We start from the raw sequence: 18,690 nt of genomic DNA, 5'->3' as shown, positions 1-18,690 counted from the left end.
ATCCGGGGCTCGGGCACGATGGAGGCATGCCCGCCCCTGCGCCCACCGTCTCGGTCGTCATCCCGGTCAAGGACGATGCCGACGTGCTCCGGCGATGCCTCGCCGCCCTCGCCGATCAGCAGGTCCGCCCGGACGAGATCGTCGTCGTGGACAACGGGTCGACGGACGACTCCGCCGACGTCGCCGGGGCAGCCGGGGCGCGGGTCGTCACCGAGCCCGAGGCCGGGATCCCGGCCGCGTCGGCCCGCGGGTTCGATGAGGCGCGATGCGAGATCGTCGCACGGCTCGACGCCGACTCCGTGCCGCCCCCCGGCTGGATCGCGCACATCGCCGCGACGTTCGCCGACGACCCCGAACTCACCGCGATCACGGGCCCCGCGACGTTCATCGACGGGCCCGTCCGGTGGCGCCGTCCACTCGCGCTGGCCTACCTCGGCAGCTACTTCGCCGCGGTCACGCCCGCACTCGGACACGTACCGCTCTTCGGCTCGAACTTCGCCGCTCGGCGATCCGCTTGGCTGGAGGTGCGCGACCGGGTGCACCGCCACGACCCGCTCATGCACGACGACATGGACCTGTCGGTGCACCTCGGCCCGCGGCGCCGCATCCGCTACGACCACCGGCTCACGATGGGCGTCTCGATGCGAGCCCTCTCGGGCGACCGGATGCTGCGACTGCGGCGCGGCATGCACTCGATCGTGTCCCACTGGCCTGCCGAGTTCCCCTGGTATCGGTGGTATCGGCGCGCCGTGCGCCCCCGTTCCCGGCCGCGGCGCCCCATCGGCCGCCCCTCGCGCTGACGACGCCGGAGCGGCGGCGTACCATGGGAGGCACGCCGGCCGGGGCGCTCTGGAGGGAGCAGCACTGGTCACCTGGCATCCGATCCTCGCCGCCGACGAGCCCGAACCCGGCCGATGGCGCCTGGTCGACACGATGGGCCGCGAGTACGGTCGCGTCACGATCGTCCGCTTCGACGGCGACATCCGCTACCGGGCCGAGTTCGAGGGCCGACTGCTCGGCTGGTCGGCCACGCTCCGCAGCGCCTGCGAACGGGTGCACACGGCCTTCGTGCGCTCGCACGGCCCGGGGGAGTGGCAGGGATACCCGGATTTCTCGCACGCCGGAAGGTGAACGGATCCCATGGGTCCGTGAGGAAATGTCGATACCTTTGATGACTTTCACAGGAAACGGGCACGACTCGTGGAGGAAGTCCGTGCAGACTGGCCGCTTCGCCACGGCGACCCCCCTTCACTGCACCGAGACGACAGGAACCTCGGCGCGCCGGCACAGCACGCGCGCGCCGACACGTGACATCTATGCGCAACGAGACGACTTCCCCCAACGCCCCCCAGCACCCCACTCCCGAAGACCTCGCGGCGACGCGAACCCGCGTCCGACGCACGCGTCGCAACCGCCGGACGCTGCTCGCCTCCGGCGCAGTCGTGGCCGTCGGCGCGCTCGTCGGTTCCGGCTTCGCCCTGCAGGGCGCCGTCGCCGATGAGCACGCCCGCATCGCGGAGACCGCGGCGCTCGCCGAGGCCCACAACCGCGGCATCGAGCAGCTCGACGCCCACGGCGGCATCCTCCAGGCCCAGGCCGTGAAGTCCGCGGAGGACACCCTCACCGTCGCCGGCGACACGCTCGCCGCCGCCGAGGGCAAGGCCGATGCTGCCGAGCTCGCGTCCACGGTCGCGACGCTCGAGCACTACACCTACCTCGCCCCGGAGCGCGTGTTCGAGCTGGTCGACGTCGCCACCGCACACGCCGACGAGGTCAAGGCCGATATCGCCGCGTTCGACAAGGCCGCCGCCGAGAAGGCCGCGGCCGAGAAGGCCGCCGCCGAGAAGGCCGCGGCCGAGAAGGCCGCCGCCGAGGCGCAGGCGGAGCCGAGCACCCCGTCCTACCCGTCCGGCCCGGCGAACCCGAGCGGTGCGCAGGCGATCGCCCGCGACCTGATGTCGTCCATGTACGGCTGGGGCGACGACCAGTTCGGCTGCCTCGTCGACCTCTGGAACAAGGAGTCGGGCTGGAACGTCTACGCGACGAACCCCTCCAGCGGCGCGTACGGCATCCCGCAGGCCCTCCCCGGCGACAAGATGGCGACGGCCGGCGCCGACTGGCAGACCAGTGCCGCCACGCAGATCAAGTGGGGCCTGGGCTACATCTCCGGCCGCTACGGCACCCCCTGCGGCGCCTGGTCGCACTCGGTGTCGGTCGGCTGGTACTGATCACCGCCACCCGGTTCGGCCCGGACCTTCGAGGGTCGACGGCCACCGGCTGAGCACCCGTTCGAGCACCGCCCGCCCGTCCGCGTCCATCGCGGCGAGCAGGCGGTGCTCGTTCGCGCTCTGCTCGGGTCTCTGCACCCCGCGCCGTCGCCCGTGACGGATGGCGTCCGCACGGCGATCGCGCCGATCCCCGACGCGCCGCTCGACGGGGACCGAAGTCCCACCGGGCCGCACCGGGCGGTGCTAGCGTCCGCGCATGGGGTCGGCGTCGCCGGCCGATCCGGCAGTGATGATCGGGGGACGCATGCTCCGGGACCGGTGGGCTCGTCGGGGGGATCCCGCCGAGCGACGAGGGCAGCCGCTCGTCCCGGACGCCGCGTCCGCCGCCCCGGTGCCGCGGGCGCTGCTGCCGCGCGCCACCGTCATCCTGGTCGGCCTCGCCGCCGCCGTCGTGGTGGTGTTCGGACTCGCCGCGGCCCGGAGCGTCGTGGCGCCCGTGGTGCTCGCCCTCGTGCTGACCATCTGCGTGCACCCGATCCGCCGTCGCCTCGAGCGGCGGGGCGTGCCCCGCGGCCTGGCGACGGGCAGCGCGATCGTCGCGGTGTTCGCGCTCCTGACCGGGTTCTTCGCAGCGCTGTTCGTCGCGCTCGCCCAGTTCACCGCACTGCTGCCGCAGTACGCGGACCAGATCGAGGCGGGCGTCGCGGCCGTCGCCGACGCGCTCGAGTCGATCGGATTCGGCGCCGCGCAGGCCGAGACGATCGTCGCCGGGCTCGAGCCGTCACGGGCGATCGAGATCGCCACTGGCCTGCTCGGCGGCGTGACCGGCGTCGTGTTCTCGCTCGTCATCGTCCTCACCCTGCTGATCCTCATGGCGGTGGATGCGACCTACGGCCCGGCGATCCTGCGCCAGCTCGAGCCGCGACGGCCCGACCTCGTGGAGGCGCTTGCCGGATTCACCCGCAACGTGCGCCGCTACATGGTGGTCACGACCGGGCTCGGCGTCGTCCAGGGGCTCGTCAACTGGCTGGCGCTCGTCATCCTCCAGGTCCCCGGGGCGCTGCTCTGGGGGCTCCTGTCGTTCATCTGCAGCTTCATCCCGAACATCGGCTACTTCATCGCGATCATCCCGCCGATCGTGTTCGGGTTCCTCGCCGGGGGCTGGCCGACGGCCGTCGCCGTCATCGTCGTCTACGGCCTGGTCAACGCGGTCGTGCAGTCGATCATCCAGCCGAAGGTGGTCGGCGGCGCCGTCCGACTGAGCGAGACGATCACGTTCGTGTCGGTGCTGTTCTGGGCGCTCGTGCTCGGCCCGGTCGGGGCGATCCTGGCCGTGCCGCTCACCCTGCTCGCCCGCGCGGTGCTCATCGACGCCGACCCCGGCATCCGCTGGTGGCGGCCGGCCACCGGTGACGTGCACGAGACCAAGGAGCTCGCCTCCGAGATGTCCGCCGAGGCGCGTGCGGAGGGCCGCGCCGCACGTGCCGCGCGCGCCGGTCGGCGCCGCAGCCGGTGACCCCGCTCCGCACCGGCGGATCAATCCCCGCCCGCCCCGACGAGTCGGCGCCCGGATCCCGGAGCCGTCGATAGCCTGTCGGGATGAGCGAGCGCACCGGACCCGCCCTCGTGCCCGCCCGCGGCGGCATCCGCGCCCGACTGACCCGGATGGTCGAGTGGGCGATGAGCACCAAGCCCGTTCGCGCGTTCCTGCACTACCAGGAGGCGCACGGCCCGGCGCTGGCGGACTCGGTGACCTACCGCACGCTGTTCTCGGTGTTCGCGGGCGTGTACCTCGGGTTCGCGGTCGCCGGCATCTGGCTGGCGGGCAACCGCGATGCGATCGAGGCCCTCGTCGAGACGGTCGGCACCGTCATCCCGGGACTCGTGGGTGAGGGCGGCGTCATCGACCCCGACGACATCGTGCAGCCGCTCACCCTGAGCATCACCGGTGCGCTGGCGCTGCTCGGTCTGCTCGGCGCCGCGATCGGCGCGATCTCCTCCCTCGACGTGGCGCTCCGCGCGCTCACGGGCCGACCGGAGCCCGAGCGGTTCTTCCTCTGGACGATCCTGCGCAACCTGGCCATCGCCATCGGGTTCGGCGTGCTGCTGGCGGTCGCCGCGCTGATCACCGTGGTCGGCACGGGTGCCCTCGGCGTCGCACTCGACTGGCTCGGCCTGCCCGTCGGCGACGCCCTGCTCGACACCGGCTCGCGCACGCTCACGGTCCTCGTCACCTTCGTCATCGACACGGTGGTGATCGCCGGCCTGTTCCGGGTGCTGTCGGGCCTGCGGCCGGGAGCCCGGACGCTGTGGGCCGGGGCGCTCATCGGCGGCGCCGGGCTCACCGTGCTGCAGGTGCTCTCGGGACTGTTCGTCGGCGGTGCCACGAACAACCCGCTGGTCGCCTCGTTCGGATCGATCATCGCGCTGCTCATCTGGCTGAACCTCTCCAGCCAGGTCGTGCTCCTCGCGAGCGCCTACATCGTCACCGGCGTGGATGACGAGACCGATCGCGTGGCGTCGCGCTACGGGGCCACGTCGGCCGCACTGCGACGCCTCAAGCGCGCCGAACGACGCGCAGCGGATGCCGCGGCCGAGGTGGCGGCGGCCCGCGACGCGCTGCCGGGCGTGCACGATCCCGGCGCGCACGCCCGGCAGCGGCGTTCCTGAGGGTCGAGGGTCAGGGCCCGGCGATCCCGTCGCGGCGTCGGTCGGCGTCGAAGTCCGAGTCGGTGTACTCGCCCTCCTCCTCGATGACGACGGCGTCCGCGGCGGCGTCGTCCACGACCACCGCGTCCCCGTCCGCGTTCCAGTCGCCGTCGTTCACGCCGGCGTCGGCGTCCTTCGGGAGGACCGCATCGGCGGGCAGCTCGGAGTCGGTGTACTCGCCCTCGAACGGCTCATCGGATCGGATGTCGGCCATGCTCACTCCGTTCGTCGCGACCGTGGTCCCGCTCGGCGCGGCGGTCAAGGCACACGCTAGGCATCCACGGGCGCGGCGTCCACCCTGTTGACGCGTCGGCGCGGCGCGAGTAGTGCCCGGGCGGGCGGATCGCGCCGACGTCGACGCCGGCCGCCCCTCGACGCCCCGGGAGCGCGGGGTTAGGCTCCCCGCATGTGCAGGAACATCCACCCCCTCCACAACTTCGAGCCGGCGGCGACCGACGACGAGGTCCGGGCCGCCGCGTTGCAGTACGTCCGCAAGGTCAGCGGAGCCACCCGCCCGTCGAAGGCGAACCAGGCCGCGTTCGACGAGGCCGTCGACGCGGTCGCGCTCGCCACCCAGCACCTCCTCGATCATCTCGTCACCTCGGCGCCGCCGAAGGACCGCGAGGTCGAGGCGGCCAAGGCGAGGGCGCGCGCCGCCAAGCGGTACGCCACGGCGAGCGCCTGAGGCGTCGCGTCGGCGGCGAGGGGTAGCGTCGAACCATGGCCGGCGACGCGGTGACCCTGCACATCCCCGGACCCGACGGCGAGCGCGCCGTGCGGATCTCCAGTCCCTCGCGCGTGCTGTGGCCCGGTCCGGGCATCACGAAGCTCGAGCTGACCGAGTACCTCGTCGCCGTCGGCGCGGCCTTCGTCGCCGCGAACGGCGGCCGGCCGGTCTCGCTCGAACGCTTCCCCGAGGGCGTCGACGGCGAACGCTTCTTCTCCAAGAACCCGCCCCGCGGCGTCCCGGAGTGGATGCGCGACGTCACCGTCGCCTACCCCAGCGGGCGCCGCCACCCGCAGCTCGTGATCGATGAACCGGCCGGAGCGGTGTGGGCCGCCCAGATGAACACCGTCGTCTTCCACCCGTGGGCGTCGCGTGCCGAGGCGACCGACCTGCCCGACCAGCTGCGGGTCGACCTGGATCCCCAACCCGGCACGGGGTTCGCCCAGGCGGTGCCGGCGGCCCTCGCGATGCGCGACCTCCTCTCCGAGGTCGGACTCACCGGGTACGTGAAGACCTCCGGCAACCGCGGCATCCACGTCTTCGCGCCCATCGAGCCCGAGCACGAGTTCCTCGACGTGCGCCACGCCGTCATCGCACTCGCCCGCGAACTCGAGCGCCGGATGCCCGACGCGGTCACCACCGCGTGGTGGAAGGAGGAGCGCGGCGAACGCATCTTCCTCGACTTCAACCAGGCCAATCGCGACCGCACGATGGCGGGCGCCTACAGCCCGAGGCCCCTGCCCGACGCGACCGTGTCGTGCCCCCTCGACTGGGACGAGCTCGAGTCGACGGACCCGGCCGAACACACCATCCGCACCGTCCCCGCCCGCCTGGCGGAACGGGGCGACCCGTGGGCCGACATGCACGCGGCCCCGGGCCGCATCGACACGCTCCTCGAGTGGTGGCAGCGCGACCTCGACGACGGACTGCCCGAGCTGCCGTTCCCGCCCGACTTCCCCAAGATGCCGGGCGAGCCCACGCGGGTCCAGCCGAGCCGGGCCCGACGCGGCGACGCCGACGACTGACCCCCCCTGTCCGCGGCGCGGCACAGGTCACACGTGCGTCGGCGCAGTCCTCGTGTGCGGCACCCCGTGCACCGACCGATGCAGCCGCTCCATTCGCGCGTCGAGTTCGGCGGCCGTCCGCGCGGCATCGGTCAACTGCTCGAGCAGGTCGCCCGGCACCCGTCGGTCGTACTTGTAGTAGATCTTGTGCTCGAGGCTCGCCCAGAAGTCCATCGCGATCGTCCGGATCTGCACCTCGACGGCGACGGCGTGCTCACCGGTCGAGAGGAACACGGGCACCTCGACGATGAGGTGCAGACTCTGGTAGCCGTTCTCCTTCGGCTGCGCGATGTAGTCCTTCACCTGGAGCACGCGCACGTCCGCCTGCGCCGTCAGCAGCTCCGCGAGCCGGTACGCATCCGAGACGAAGCTGCACGTCACGCGCACGCCGGCGATGTCGGTGATCGTCTCGCGGATCCCGTCGAACGTCGGCTCCACGCCCTTGCGGCGCATCTTCTCCACCACGCTGTCGACCGACTTCAACCGGCTCGAGATGTGCTCGATCGGGTTGTACGCGTGCGCCTGGCTGAACTCCTCGCGCAGGATCGACAGCTTCGTGATCACCTCATCCATGCCGAACTTGTACTGCTGCATGAACCGCTCGGTCTCGTCCCGCAGCGCTCGCATCTCGTCGAGCGTGCGACCGTCCAGCGCATCGAGCGACCGTTGCGCCCGGGGCGTCAGCATGGGACCGGTGCGATGGGTGCGCGGGGTTCCGTCGAGCGGGGTCACGGATGCCACGGTAGGGCGCCGAGCTTCGGGTTCCCTATGGATCCGGTGCGCGTTCTCAGCGACGGGTCACCCCTCCGCGTCGACGTACCGCCACCGGTCCTCGCGCACGAACCGGCTCACCTCCGACTGCGCGCCGCGCTCGCCGTCGACGACGTAGCGGGCCACGAACTCGACCAGGCCGTCGCGGTCGAGGGGACCGCCCCGCGCCGAGCGGACGATCTCGAGCGATCGCCACGTGATGTGCGGGTCGAGCTCGAGCGTGCGGGGGCGCGTCGACGGATGCCACGTCGCGAGCAGGTATGCCGCGTCGCCCACGGCGAACGCGGTGTACCGCGATCGCATGAGCTGCACGGCCGTCGGAGCCGCGGCCCGGCCGGAGAGGTACGGCCCGCAGCACTCGCCGAACGCGGCACCGCTCCGGCACGGGCACGGCGACGACGCGGCCGGTCGGTCGACGGGGGTCTGCGGAGGCACCACACCAGTGTGCCGCACCAGCCGCGCGCCGAGCCCGCGCGCCTCCGATCATGGGATGCCCAGCCGAAACCGAGGTTTCATTCAGATTCATAGGGAAGGGTGGGGGACTTGTGCGCCCGGGACCGTGACGGCCCGGGCGATCCCATGCCCCCGCTCGGAGGGCCCCCGACCTGAGTGATCCGAGCGCCCCCAGACTATGCGCAACGAGATCCAGCAGACCGAGAACCAGTACACCGACACCCGGCAGACCACCCCGTTCGCCACCCCCGCGGCCACCCGCCGCGCCGCCCGCCGCCGCCGGGTCGGACGACGCCGGCTCATCGCCGGCGGCGCCGTCCTCACCGCCGGCCTCGTCGCCGGCACGGGCTTCACGATGCAGTCCGCGCTCGCCGCCCAGGAGCGCGTCCAGGCCACCGCGGCCATCACCGACGCCGCGTCGCGCGACGCCCTCCAGCTCGGCGCGTACGCCGGCATCGCCGAGGCGAAGACCCACGCCCAGGCCCAGGACACCCTCACGCTCGCCGAGGACACGCTCGCCGAGGTCGAGGGCAAGGTCGACGCCGGTGGGCTCGAGGCGTCCGTCGCCTCCCTCGGCGACTACGAGACCCTGCCGCTCGACGAGGTCCGCGAGCTCACCGCCGAGACCAAGGTCCGCATCGCCGAGGCGATGAAGGCCGCGGAGGCGAAGGACCGCGCGGCCGCCGAGCAGGCCGCCGCCGCGGCGGCGCTCGCGCGCGCCAACACCCCCGAAGGCGCGAAGCAGTCGGCACGCGAGATCATGTCCTCGCAGTACGGGTGGGGCGAGGACCAGTTCCAGTGCCTCGACTCGCTCTGGACCAAGGAGTCGGGCTGGAACTACCAGGCCGTGAACCCCTCGAGCGGCGCGTACGGCATCGTGCAGGCGTGGCCGGCCGACAAGCTCGCCACCGCGGGCGCGGACTGGCGCACCAACGCGGCCACCCAGATCAAGTGGGGCCTGCAGTACATCGCCGCGAGCTACGGCTCGCCGTGCGCGGCCTGGGGCCACTCGCAGTCGGTCAACTGGTACTGATCGGCGCACGTACCGAGCCGAGGCGGCCGCGCGGGGGAGACCTCGCGCGGCCGCCTCATGCCGTCCGCGGGTCGAGCAGGTGGCGGCGCTCCGGATGCCGGTCGAACCACTGCTCGACATACCAGCAGCTCGGCACGATCCGCCGGCCCGTGCCCTGCTCCACGTCGTCGACGGCGAACCGCGTGAGCTCGGCGGCGAGCCCGGCGCCGCGGTAGGGCGGGTTGGTGAACGTCCGGACGAACGCGACGGCGTCGCCGAGCTCGCGGTAGTCGAGCACGCTGGCGATGACGCCGTCGACGCGGACGACGTAGCGCCGCAGGTCCGGTTCGTGGGCGAAGTCCTTCGTCACCGTCTCAGGCTACGCCGCAGCCGCACGCTGCCCCCCGAGGCCGCGGCGGCGTGGCCCCATGCCGAGGACGACGGGAGACCTCCCGGCATCAGCGGCCGCGAAGCCGATCGAGGTCGCGCCGCTCCCGCTTGGTCGGCCTGCCGCTCCCGCGGTCGCGGACCGGCACGGTCGGGACCGCCTCGCGCGGTGGGGGCGGCGGCGTGCGATCCTCGACGGCCGTCGCCGCGACCTCGGCCGAGACGCGCTTCACGATCGGCCGCCGCACGATGAGGATGCGGTCGAAGCCGTGGAGTCGAACCCTGACCTCGTCGCCGGGGCGGACGGGAAGCGCCGCCTTGGCGCGATCGCCGTTCACGCGCACGTGGCCGGCGCGGCACGCGGCGGTGGCCGCCGAGCGCGTCTTGCAGATGCGAACGGCCCACAGCCACGCGTCCACGCGCGCCGACTCGAGCTCTGCCATCGTCCCAGCCTCCGCAGGCGGTCAGCGCACGAGCGCCCACCAGATCATGAGCAGCGTCACCGCGAACCCGACGGCGTAGTTGATGAGGATGAACCGGCGCCAGCCGCGGTTCGACTCGCCGGATGCGGCATCCGTCACCGAACGGTACGGCCACGCCGCGCGCAGGTACGGCAGGACCAGCAGCGCGGCGAGCGGCCCGGGCCACTCCGTCGCGAGCATGAGCAGCCCAGCGGCGGTCCAGAAGGCCAGCGCCATCCGCACCGTCGCCGCCGCACCGAACGCCGTCGCCACCGAGGCGATGCCCGCCTCGCGATCCGGGATCACGTCCTGCACGGCGCCGAAGGCGTGGCTCGCGATACCCCAGAGGAAGAACGCCGTGAGGAGCGCCACCAGCTGCCACGTGAACTCCGCACCGGCGACCGCGAGCCCGTACGCGGCGGGACTCACGAAGTGGGTGCTCGACGTGACCGAATCCAGGAGCGGCCGCTCCTTGAACCGCAGGCCCGGCACCGAGTAGGCGAAGACGGCGAAGAGGCTGATCGCGAGCACCACCCACGACGACGGATGCGACGTGCCCGCCAGCCAGAGCATGGCCGCCACGAGCGGTGCGGCCGTGACGACCCCCGCCCACACCACGGCGCGATGCAGGCCGGGATCGAGCAGAGCCCCTTCGGCCCCGCCCTTGCGCGGGTTGCGGAGGTCGGATTCGTAGTCGAAGACGTCGTTCACGCCGTACATCAGGAGGTTGTACGGGACGAGGAAGAACAGCGTGCCGACGACCAGCAGCGCATCGACCTCTCCGGTCGTCAGCAGGTAGGCGGCGGCGAACGGGAAGGCCGTGTTGATCCAGCTGATCGGCCGCGACGAGAGGAGCACCTGGCCGACCGCGTGGCGCGTCCGCCGTGCCGTGCGCGACGCCTCGGGACCCGTCATGCGCGTTCCTCCGTGTCCTCCGTGCCGTCGCCCGCCGCCGCGGCCAGCGCCCGTGGCGACCCGCCGGGCCAGCGGCGCACCGCGAGCCCCCACACCGCCGGCAGCAGCAGCACGCCCGCGAGCGGGTACAGGAAGTCCTCGATCGGTGCGAGCCCGATCGTCAGGCCCGAGCGTTGTCCGTCATCGTACGCGACGATGCCGGTGCCGATGATGAGGGAGTCGAACACCGCGGTGAGCACGAACAGCGCGACGGCGGCCACGAGCATGGCGTTCCGTCGGCGGCGTGCGGCCGCCGCGTCCCGGGGGCGCCAGGCCCACGCGGCCAGGATCGCTGCCGCGACGAACGGCAGGCTCATGAGCGTGTAGGTCATCCGGCCGCTCCCGTCTCGCGGTCGCCCGGCACGGATGCCGCGGGGCCGAGCGCCCTCGTCCGCAGCATCCGCTCGACCCCCAGCACCAGCACCAGGGTCAGGTAGCACAGGAAGAAGAGGAAGACCGGTTCCTCGAGCGGCAGCTCGGGCGCGAGTTCGATGCCCGTGACGATCTGCGACTCGCCCCGGAAGAACACGCCGAGCACGATGCCCGCCGCATCCCACAGCAGGAAGAAGGCCAGGCCGACGCCGATCGTGACGGCTGCCGCGAGCGGCGCACGCCAGAACACCAGGCGCCAGCGCGCGTCGATGAGCGCCATGCAGCCGATGACGAGGAGCAGGCCGCCGAGGTACGCGAACGCCGTCATGCGAGGGATGCGCCCGGACCGGCGGCCCCCACGGCATCGGACGACTCCGGCTCCGGGATCGGGCCGGCCGATCGGTCACCGCGCACGCGCTTCACGACGTTCTCGGCACTGATGAGGCACATCGGCAACCCGATGCCCGGGACCGAGGAGCCGCCCGCGTAGTAGAGGCCGTCGACCCGCCGGGACTGGTTCGTGCCGCGCAGGAACGCGCTCTGCCGAAGGGTGTGCGCGGGTCCGAGCGCCCCGCCCTGCCACGAGTTCAGGTCGTCGGCGAAGTCGGCCGGACCGATGGTGCGCCGGACGACGATGCGCTCCGCGAGGTCGTGGACGCCGGTCGCCTCGGCGATCCGCGCGATGGCGCGGTCGGCGGTCTCCTCGACCAGCCGGTCGCCGGCGCCGTCGAGTCCGCCGTTGCCGATCGCGACGTCGGCGGGCACCGGGATGAGGATGAACAGGTTGGTGTCGCCCTCGGGTGCCACCGTGGGATCGGTCGCGCTCGGCATGCACACGTAGAACGACGCGGGGTCGGGCACGTGCGGGTCGGAGCCGAAGATCGCCCCGAAGTTGCGCTTCCAGTCCTCGGTGAAGAAGAGCGTGTGGTGCTCCAGGCCGGGCACCTGTCCGCGGATGCCGAGCAGGGCGAGCACCGCTCCCGGACCCGACGTCCGTCGGCGCCACCAGGTCTCGGGGTAGGTCTGCGCCTGCCGCGGGAGCAGCTCGGTCTCGGTGTGGTGCAGGTCCGCCGCCGAGACCACCCGATGGGCCGGGGCGACGACGCTGCGGCCCGACGCGTCGCGGAAACGGGCGCCCGCGACCGCCGGCTTGGCGTCGCCGGACAGCTCGATGGACTCCACGCGCGCGCCGGTCACGATGTCGACTCCGGCCGCGGTCGCGACCGCCGCGATCCGGTCGATGAGCTCGGCGAAGCCGCCCTGCGGGTAGAAGACGCCCTGCTGCAGGTCCATGTGGCTCATGAGGTGGTACATCGCCGGCGTGGCATCCGGCGAGGAGCCGAGGAACACGGCCGGATAGCCGAGCACCTGCTGCAGGCGCCGATCGCGCACGGCCTGCGCGGCGAACCGGTCGAGCGGCGTCGCGAGCAGCCTCGCCAGACGGCCGGACTGGCGCAGGACCTCGCCCGTGAGCAGCTCGCGGGGGTCGTCGAAGTTCGTGTAGAGGAATCGGCGGCGGGCGATGTCGTACGCCGACTCGGCCGAGTCGAGGTAGCGCTCGAGCGCACGGCCGGCGCCCGGCTCGATCGACTCGAACAGGGCGACGTTCTCTTCCCGCGTCGGGCGGATGTCGACCGGATCGGCGAAGCCCTCCGCGTACACGCGGTAGCCGGGGTCGAGGCGGACCAGGTCGAGCTCCTGCTCGGCACTCGTGCCGAAGAGGCGGAAGAAGTGACCGAACACCTCCGGCATGAGGTACCAGGAGGGGCCGGTGTCGAACCGGAACCCGTGCCGCTCCCAGCGACCGGCCCGCCCGCCGAGCTCGTCGCGCGCCTCCAGCAGGGTCACGCGGTGCCCGTCCCGGGCCAGCAGCGCGGATGTCGCGAGCCCGGCGATGCCTCCGCCGATCACCACGATGCGCTCGGATGCGCCGATCATCGTCGATTCCCTCCCGTGCCCAGTGCGGAGCGGACCGCGATGGCGAATTTCTCGCCGTCGGGCACGCGGATCCGCGTCGCCATGATCTCGGATGCCGGCGTCGTCCGGCAGCGTGCGGTGAGGCTCGCGAAGAGCCCGTGCGCGGTCGCGACCGCCGATCGCGCCCGGCGAGGCAGCTCGGGCAGCGCGCTCCTCGCGATCTCCAGGTCGCGGTCGATGTCGTCGAGGATCGCGGTCTTGTCCTCTTCGGTGAAGGCCTCGGGATCGACGCCGGGGAAGTAGTTCCGGCCGAGCGTCCGCCAGTCGACCGCGAGGTCCCGGAGGAAGTTGATCTTCTGGAACGCCGCACCGAGGTGGATCGCGCCGCGCTCGAGCCGCGCACGGCGGGCCTCGTCCGCGGGCTCGTCGACGAGGAAGGCGGCCAGGCACATGAGGCCGACCACCTCGGCGGAGCCGTGGATGTACGGACCGATCTCCTCGCTCGTGAACGGCGCCGGATCGAGATCGCGGCGCATCGACGCGAAGAACGGCCGCGTGAGCTCGACGCCGAACCCGGTCTCCCTCGCCACCCTGGCGAACGCGTGGACGACGAGGTTCGCCGAGTAGCCGAGTCGCATGGCGCGCTCGGTGTCGGCCTCGAGCCCGTCGAGGACCTCGTGCAGCTCGTCCGGGCCGAGCCCGGCCTCGGCCGCCGCGCCGTCGACGATCTCGTCGGCCACCCGCACGAGGGCGTACACCGAGCGGATGCGGCGACGCGTCTCGGCGTCGAGGAGCTTGGCCGCGGCACCGAACGAGGTCGAGTAGCGGGCGATCACGGTCGCCGAACCGGCCTCCGCGGCATCCGTGTACCGGTCGAGCAGCCCCAGCATCGAGCGACGGCTCATCGCACCCGCTCCATGGCGCGCTGGGCGAACTCGTGGAGCTCGACGCGCAGTTCGGCGGGCAGCTCGGCCGAGTCCAGCTCGTACCGGGCGAGCGTCACGTGCTCCTCGGCCAGGGCGGTCGCGGCCTCGCGAGCGCCGCACTCGAGCAGCGCGGCGCGCAGCTCCGCTGCGGCATCCTCGTCGAGCGCGGGGTCGCCCAGCCGCTCGGCGATCCGAGGCCAGGCGGCCGTGGTCGCCGCGTGCGCGATGAGCGCCGTCCGCTTGCCCTCGCGGAGGTCGGCCGAGGCTGATTTGCCCGTGATCGCCGGGTCGCCGAACACGCCCAGCACGTCGTCGGTGATCTGGAAGGCCACGCCGACGAGCCGGCCGAAGCGGCAGAGGGCCGAGACGATCTCGGGGCCCGCGCCGGCCAGCACCGCACCGGCCGCGAGCGGCGCCTCGAACGAGTAGACCGCCGTCTTCTGCTCGAGCGTCGAGAGCACGGCCTCGAGTGCCGGCGTGGTCCCGCGGAGCGAACCGGTGACGTCGGCCAGCTCGCCGGCCGCCGAGATGAAGACGGCGCGATCCAGGATGTCGAGGAGCGCCTCGCGGCGCTCGGCCGGGATCGGCAGCATCGCGATCTCGCGATGCGCACGGCTGAGCGCGAGGTCGCCCGCGAGGACCGCTGCGGTCTCGGCCCACACCGCGCTCGCGCGCTCGTCGGCACCGTGCTCGAGCGCGCGGGCCGCGAAGCGTCCCGCGACGTTGGGCGCGCCGCGCCGCACGGTGTCGCGATCGATGAGGTCGTCGTGGATGAGGAACGCGGTGTGCAGCAGCTCGAAGGCGAGGGCCACGCGGGTCGCCATCGCCCGGTCCGCTCCACCGAATCCGCGGTAGGCCGACCACACCAGACGCGGCCGCACCCGCTTGCCGCCCGAGCTCTGCTGCTCGATCGACTCCCACAGCGCCGCGTAGTGGGCGCCGTACGCGCCGGCTCGGATCCGCGCCTCCGTGAAGAAGGTGCGGAGCTCCTCGTCGATCGCGGAGTCGAGCAGTTCAGGCACGGAACAGCTCCAGCTCCCGCGCCTGGAGGACCAGCCACGGACTGAACGCCCATGGCGCCGCCTGGACCGCGGTGGCGAGCGAACGCGGGTCCACCCAGCGGTACTCCGCGACCTCCCGCGGGTTCGGGTCGGGCTCGCCGTCGGTCGTGGCCACGTACACGGGGCACACCTCGTTCTCGACGATCCCGCTGGCATCCGTCGCCCGATACCGGAACAGCGGCAGCGCCAGCTCCACCGACCCGATCTCGAGCCCGAGCTCGAAGTCGGCGCGGCGGTGGACCGCGTGGAGCAGCGGCTCGGCCGGCTTCGGGTGGCCGCAGAACGAGTTCGTCCAGACGCCCGGCCAGGTCTGCTTGCCGATCGCCCGACGCGTGATGAGCACCTCGCCGATGGGGTTGACCACATGGCAGGAGAAGGCGAGGTGGAGCGCGGTGTCCGGGCCGTGCACGGCGTTCTTCGGTGCCCGACCGATCGGCGTGCCCGACTCGTCGAGGAGCACCACCTCGTCTTCGACGGTTCTGGTCGTCTGCGGCATCGTGCCTCCTCCTCGCTGCGGGCGATGTGCGCTGACCCGTGCGGATCGTGGGATCGAAGCTAGCAGCGTGACGGATGGGGGTGGAACAACCGAAAGTTGGACCAGCGCGCCCGCCGCGGGTCCGTCCTCGTGGGGCATGCTGGAGGGATGACGGGCGAGAGCGGCGACGGATGGGTGCACGGGCCCGACGGCTCCCGCTACTGGGGGCGCTTCGGCGCCGCGGGACTCCTGCTCGTCGACCCGCACGGCGCGGTCCTGCTGCAGCACCGCGCGGAGTGGAGCCACTTCGGCGGCACGTGGGGGATCCCGGGCGGTGCGCGGCACCTCGGAGAGTCGGCGTTCGACGCGGCGGTGCGCGAGACGACCGAGGAGGCGGGGCTGCCCCCGGAGCTCGTCGTCCACCGGTTCGAGAGCGTGCTCGACCTCGGATTCTGGTCGTACACCACCGTGGTGGCCGACGCCGTCGAGCGATTCGAACCGCGGATGACGGACCCGGAGAGCATCGCGCTGAGCTGGACCCCCATCGACGACGTCGACGCCCTGCCGCTGCATCCGCGGTTCGCCGAGGCGTGGCCGGCGTTGCGGGCACGAGTCCGACCGGGCGTCGATCGATAGGATCGACACGTGGCGGGGCAGAGCGTGGGGGCGCAGGTCTGGACGATACCGAACGTCCTCTCGATGCTGCGGCTGCTCCTCGTGCCCGTCTTCCTCGTCCTCGTGGTCCGTGGCGCCTACGTGGCCGCGCTCGTCGTCCTCGTCGTGGCGAGCCTCTCAGACCTCCTGGACGGCTACCTCGCGCGACGGTTCGACCAGGTCACGCGCCTCGGTCAGCTGCTCGATCCTGCGGCCGACCGACTGTACATCTTCGCCGCACTCGTGGGGCTCGCCGCCAACGGCCTCGTGCCGTGGTGGATCGTCGTGGTCATCGTCGCGCGCGACGTGATGCTCCTGGCGCTGGGCGTCGTCCTCGCCAACCACGGCTTCGGTCCGCTGCCCGTGCACCAGCTCGGGAAGGCCGCGACCTTCGCGCTCTTCTTCGGCGTCCCGGTCATCATGCTGGGGCTCGCGTTCCCCGCCGCCCAGCCGGTGAGCGAACCCCTCGGCTGGTCGGTGACGCTCTGGGGCGCGTTCCTCTACTGGTGGGCGGGGATCATCTACGCGATCGAGACCGTGCGCGTGGTTCGGATCCCGCGTGCATCGGGGCCCGCCGCATCCGATACGCTGGAGCAGGGAGGTTAGCGGTGGCGGATTCCGACATGACTCAGGCCGGTGCGAACGGTGAGGAGCGGGAGCCCTCGACCGCGACCTCGGCGCACGAGTTCAACGGCGCGAACGACACGACGATGGGGTTCAGCCGTGAGGCCGCCGCGCAGTTGAGCGCGCTCGACGCCGACATCAGCGCGGCCGAGCAGGAGGCGATCAACGCCCTGCCGTCCGGCTCCGCGCTGCTGATCGTCCGCCGCGGACCGAACGCGGGCGCGCGATTCCTGCTCGACACCGACGTCACGACGGTCGGCCGGCACCCCGACGCCGACATCTTCCTCGACGACGTGACGGTCTCGCGCAAGCACGCGGAATTCGTCCGGCACCGCACCGCGTTCGAGGTCCGCGACCTGAACTCGTTGAACGGCACCTACTTCGACGGCGTCCGCATCGAGACCGCGCTGCTCAGTGACGGCGCCGAGGTCCAGATCGGCAAGTACCGGCTCACCTTCTACGCGTCGCGTCGCGACCTCTCGCCGGCGGGCACCGGGTGACCGAGGGCGCCGCGACGCGGCGTCAGGTCCACGCCCCGCCGCTGTTCGGCATCGGTCAGGTCCTCGCGAAACTCCAGCCGGAGTTTCCGGAACTGACGCCGTCCAAGCTGCGCTTCCTCGAGGAGCAGGGGCTCGTCACGCCCGCCCGCACCGCCGCGGGCTACCGCAAGTTCTCGCCCGACGACATCGAGCGACTCGGCGTCGTGCTGTCGATGCAACGCGACCACTACCTTCCGCTGAAGGTCATCCGGGCTCACCTCGAGGCGGTCGACCGGGGCGAGACGCCCGCGCTCCCCGGAGCCACCAGCGGCGCCACCGTGCGCGCGACGGCGAACCGGTACACGCGCGGCGAACTCGTGCAGGCGGCCGGCGCGACGCCGAAGCTGCTCGACGAGGCGATCGCGTCCTCCCTCATCCGTCCCGCCGACGTCTACGGCGAGGAGGCGCTCCAGCTGCTCCGCTCGCTCGTCGCGCTCGGCGGCGTGGGCATCGAGCCGCGGCACCTCCGCGGACTCCGAGGAGCGGCGGAACGCCAGGCCGCACTCATCGAACGGGCGATCGCGCCGGAGCGTCGCCGCGATGCGGCCGGTCGAGCTCGCAACGACGAGCGCGCGGGCGAGCTGGCCGGCCACCTGGCGTCGGTCCACGCGAGCGTCCTGCGGCAGTCGCTCGGCCGCTCGTCGGACTGACCACGACACGCCGTGACGTTCGGCCCGATGTCCTCGACTCCGATGCCCGCCGTGGGTAGCGTGGAATCCGCGCCGCTGCGGCGCCGACGACAGTGAGGGGCGATGGGATGACCGAGCTCGATCGGAGCGAACGCGCACGCTACGACCTCGGCCTGCTCTTCACCGACGGCCTGCCGGAGCACGACGACGGCACGGGGTATCGCGGTGCGGTCGCCGCTCGGGCCGCGGGTATCAGCTACCGCCAGCTCGACTACTGGGCGAGGACCCAACTGGTGGAGCCGACGGTCCGAGGCGCGGCGGGCTCCGGCTCCCAGCGGCTCTACGGTTTCCGCGACATCCTCGTGTTGAAGCTCGTGAAGCGCCTGCTCGACACGGGCATCTCGCTTCAGCAGATCCGCATCGCCGTGACCCAGCTGCGCGAGGCCGGCATCGACGACCTGGCGCAGACCACGCTCATGAGCGATGGCGCGAGCGTCTACCTGTGCACCTCCGACGACGAGGTCATCGACCTCGTCAATCGCGGACAGGGCGTGTTCGGCATCGCGGTCGGCAAGGTCCTGCGCGAGGTCGAGTCCACGCTCGTCGAACTCGACACCCAGTCGGCCGACCAGGTCGACGAGCTCGCCGCTCGGCGAAGCCGCGCGGCGCGCAAGATCTCGTAACCCGGCGTCATCAGCCGACGGATGCCGCGGCGCGGCGCCATCCG

Annotated in this window: 25 protein-coding genes; 13 read left to right on the top strand and 12 right to left on the bottom strand. The window is 72.5% G+C overall.

Annotated elements, in window-relative coordinates; all coding sequences use genetic code 11:
• Nucleotides 1-26 precede the first annotated feature (26 nt).
• The 5 genes from RH861_RS15630 (at nt 27) to RH861_RS15610 (ending at nt 4,898) form a co-directional block, all read left to right on the top strand.
• Nucleotides 27-800 carry a glycosyltransferase family 2 protein gene (locus RH861_RS15630; RefSeq protein WP_310521770.1) on the top strand — a complete coding sequence of 258 codons (774 nt, stop codon included), beginning with the start codon at nt 27-29 and terminating at the stop codon, nt 798-800.
• Between the two features lie 133 nt (nt 801-933).
• Nucleotides 934-1,131 carry a hypothetical protein gene (locus RH861_RS15625; RefSeq protein WP_310521769.1) on the top strand — a complete coding sequence of 66 codons (198 nt, stop codon included), beginning with the start codon at nt 934-936 and terminating at the stop codon, nt 1,129-1,131.
• A gap of 185 nt (nt 1,132-1,316) precedes the next feature.
• Entirely contained in the window at nt 1,317-2,228 is a 912-nt protein-coding gene (locus tag RH861_RS15620) for an aggregation-promoting factor C-terminal-like domain-containing protein (RefSeq protein WP_310521768.1), read from the top strand.
• 256 nt (nt 2,229-2,484) lie between these two features.
• The gene (locus tag RH861_RS15615) at nt 2,485-3,744 is read left to right on the top strand and encodes an AI-2E family transporter (protein ID WP_310521767.1); all 1,260 of its coding nucleotides are present in this window, start codon (nt 2,485-2,487) and stop codon (nt 3,742-3,744) included.
• An 83-nt stretch (nt 3,745-3,827) separates the two neighbouring features.
• Nucleotides 3,828-4,898, top strand: coding sequence for a YihY/virulence factor BrkB family protein (locus RH861_RS15610; protein WP_310521766.1), 1,071 nt, complete (start codon nt 3,828-3,830; stop codon nt 4,896-4,898).
• 10 nt (nt 4,899-4,908) lie between these two features.
• Here RH861_RS15610 and RH861_RS15605 read toward each other — a convergent pair whose 3' ends face one another.
• Nucleotides 4,909-5,151 (bottom strand): hypothetical protein, encoded by a 243-nt coding sequence (locus RH861_RS15605; protein WP_067945267.1) that lies wholly within the window; start codon nt 5,149-5,151, stop codon nt 4,909-4,911.
• Between the two features lie 192 nt (nt 5,152-5,343).
• Between RH861_RS15605 and RH861_RS15600 the strand changes: the two genes are divergently transcribed.
• Together RH861_RS15600 and ligD are read left to right on the top strand one after the other, a co-directional pair.
• Nucleotides 5,344-5,622, top strand: a complete 279-nt coding sequence (locus RH861_RS15600; RefSeq protein WP_310521765.1) for a DUF2277 domain-containing protein — start codon at nt 5,344-5,346, stop codon at nt 5,620-5,622.
• 35 nt (nt 5,623-5,657) lie between these two features.
• On the top strand, nt 5,658-6,689 hold the full coding sequence (gene ligD / locus RH861_RS15595) for a non-homologous end-joining DNA ligase (protein WP_310521764.1): 1,032 nt from the start codon (nt 5,658-5,660) through the stop codon (nt 6,687-6,689).
• Nucleotides 6,690-6,716: 27 nt separating this feature from the next.
• On the opposite strand, the gene RH861_RS15590 is transcribed toward ligD, so the two are convergent.
• Nucleotides 6,717-7,355 (bottom strand): GTP pyrophosphokinase, encoded by a 639-nt coding sequence (locus RH861_RS15590; protein WP_374760994.1) that lies wholly within the window; start codon nt 7,353-7,355, stop codon nt 6,717-6,719.
• Between the two features lie 171 nt (nt 7,356-7,526).
• Entirely contained in the window at nt 7,527-7,934 is a 408-nt protein-coding gene (locus tag RH861_RS15585; protein ID WP_310521763.1) for a YchJ family protein, read from the bottom strand.
• A 196-nt stretch (nt 7,935-8,130) separates the two neighbouring features.
• Between RH861_RS15585 and RH861_RS15580 the strand changes: the two genes are divergently transcribed.
• Nucleotides 8,131-8,985 carry an aggregation-promoting factor C-terminal-like domain-containing protein gene (locus RH861_RS15580; RefSeq protein WP_310521762.1) on the top strand — a complete coding sequence of 285 codons (855 nt, stop codon included), beginning with the start codon at nt 8,131-8,133 and terminating at the stop codon, nt 8,983-8,985.
• Nucleotides 8,986-9,040: 55 nt separating this feature from the next.
• Here the strand turns inward: RH861_RS15580 and RH861_RS15575 are convergent, their stop codons facing one another.
• The 9 genes from RH861_RS15575 to idi all read right to left on the bottom strand — a co-directional run bounded on the left by RH861_RS15575 (nt 9,041) and on the right by idi (nt 15,538).
• The gene (locus RH861_RS15575; protein ID WP_067945277.1) at nt 9,041-9,334 is read right to left on the bottom strand and encodes a GNAT family N-acetyltransferase; all 294 of its coding nucleotides are present in this window, start codon (nt 9,332-9,334) and stop codon (nt 9,041-9,043) included.
• 88 nt (nt 9,335-9,422) lie between these two features.
• Nucleotides 9,423-9,794 carry an Hsp15 family ribosome-associated heat shock protein gene (locus RH861_RS15570; protein WP_310521761.1) on the bottom strand — a complete coding sequence of 124 codons (372 nt, stop codon included), beginning with the start codon at nt 9,792-9,794 and terminating at the stop codon, nt 9,423-9,425.
• Between the two features lie 21 nt (nt 9,795-9,815).
• The gene (locus tag RH861_RS15565) at nt 9,816-10,727 is read right to left on the bottom strand and encodes a prenyltransferase (RefSeq protein ID WP_310521760.1); all 912 of its coding nucleotides are present in this window, start codon (nt 10,725-10,727) and stop codon (nt 9,816-9,818) included.
• On the bottom strand, nt 10,724-11,098 hold the full coding sequence (locus RH861_RS15560) for a lycopene cyclase domain-containing protein (protein ID WP_310521759.1): 375 nt from the start codon (nt 11,096-11,098) through the stop codon (nt 10,724-10,726). The genes RH861_RS15565 and RH861_RS15560 overlap by 4 nt, the downstream gene beginning before the upstream one ends.
• The gene (locus RH861_RS15555; RefSeq protein ID WP_310521758.1) at nt 11,095-11,466 is read right to left on the bottom strand and encodes a lycopene cyclase domain-containing protein; all 372 of its coding nucleotides are present in this window, start codon (nt 11,464-11,466) and stop codon (nt 11,095-11,097) included. Before RH861_RS15555 ends, RH861_RS15560 begins: the two co-directional genes overlap by 4 nt.
• Nucleotides 11,463-13,076, bottom strand: coding sequence for a phytoene desaturase family protein (gene crtI / locus RH861_RS15550; RefSeq protein ID WP_310521757.1), 1,614 nt, complete (start codon nt 13,074-13,076; stop codon nt 11,463-11,465). The genes RH861_RS15555 and crtI overlap by 4 nt, the downstream gene beginning before the upstream one ends.
• The gene (locus RH861_RS15545; protein ID WP_310521756.1) at nt 13,073-13,960 is read right to left on the bottom strand and encodes a phytoene/squalene synthase family protein; all 888 of its coding nucleotides are present in this window, start codon (nt 13,958-13,960) and stop codon (nt 13,073-13,075) included. Before RH861_RS15545 ends, crtI begins: the two co-directional genes overlap by 4 nt.
• The gene (locus RH861_RS15540) at nt 13,957-15,003 is read right to left on the bottom strand and encodes a polyprenyl synthetase family protein (protein WP_310521755.1); all 1,047 of its coding nucleotides are present in this window, start codon (nt 15,001-15,003) and stop codon (nt 13,957-13,959) included. The genes RH861_RS15545 and RH861_RS15540 overlap by 4 nt, the downstream gene beginning before the upstream one ends.
• Nucleotides 14,996-15,538: an isopentenyl-diphosphate Delta-isomerase gene (idi, locus tag RH861_RS15535; protein ID WP_310521754.1), complete on the bottom strand. Its 543-nt coding sequence runs from the start codon at nt 15,536-15,538 to the stop codon at nt 14,996-14,998. The genes RH861_RS15540 and idi overlap by 8 nt, the downstream gene beginning before the upstream one ends.
• Before the next feature lie 147 nt (nt 15,539-15,685).
• Between idi and RH861_RS15530 the strand changes: the two genes are divergently transcribed.
• The 5 genes from RH861_RS15530 to RH861_RS15510 all read left to right on the top strand — a co-directional run bounded on the left by RH861_RS15530 (nt 15,686) and on the right by RH861_RS15510 (nt 18,646).
• On the top strand, nt 15,686-16,153 hold the full coding sequence (locus tag RH861_RS15530; protein ID WP_067945293.1) for an NUDIX hydrolase: 468 nt from the start codon (nt 15,686-15,688) through the stop codon (nt 16,151-16,153).
• Nucleotides 16,154-16,162: 9 nt separating this feature from the next.
• Complete coding sequence (locus tag RH861_RS15525; RefSeq protein ID WP_310521753.1) at nt 16,163-16,777, top strand: CDP-alcohol phosphatidyltransferase family protein; 615 nt, start codon at nt 16,163-16,165, stop codon at nt 16,775-16,777.
• A 17-nt stretch (nt 16,778-16,794) separates the two neighbouring features.
• Entirely contained in the window at nt 16,795-17,295 is a 501-nt protein-coding gene (locus RH861_RS15520) for an FHA domain-containing protein (RefSeq protein ID WP_067945295.1), read from the top strand.
• Nucleotides 17,292-17,984 carry a transcriptional regulator FtsR gene (gene ftsR, locus RH861_RS15515; RefSeq protein ID WP_310521752.1) on the top strand — a complete coding sequence of 231 codons (693 nt, stop codon included), beginning with the start codon at nt 17,292-17,294 and terminating at the stop codon, nt 17,982-17,984. Before RH861_RS15520 ends, ftsR begins: the two co-directional genes overlap by 4 nt.
• A 107-nt stretch (nt 17,985-18,091) precedes the next feature.
• Entirely contained in the window at nt 18,092-18,646 is a 555-nt protein-coding gene (locus RH861_RS15510; protein WP_248598934.1) for a MerR family transcriptional regulator, read from the top strand.
• The last annotated feature ends 44 nt before the right edge of the window (nt 18,647-18,690 follow it).

This window comes from Agromyces indicus (assembly GCF_031432295.1).
Taxonomy (GTDB): domain Bacteria; phylum Actinomycetota; class Actinomycetes; order Actinomycetales; family Microbacteriaceae; genus Agromyces; species Agromyces indicus.
Note: the sequence above shows the minus strand (reverse complement) of the source record. Positions and strands in the feature narration are given on the sequence as shown.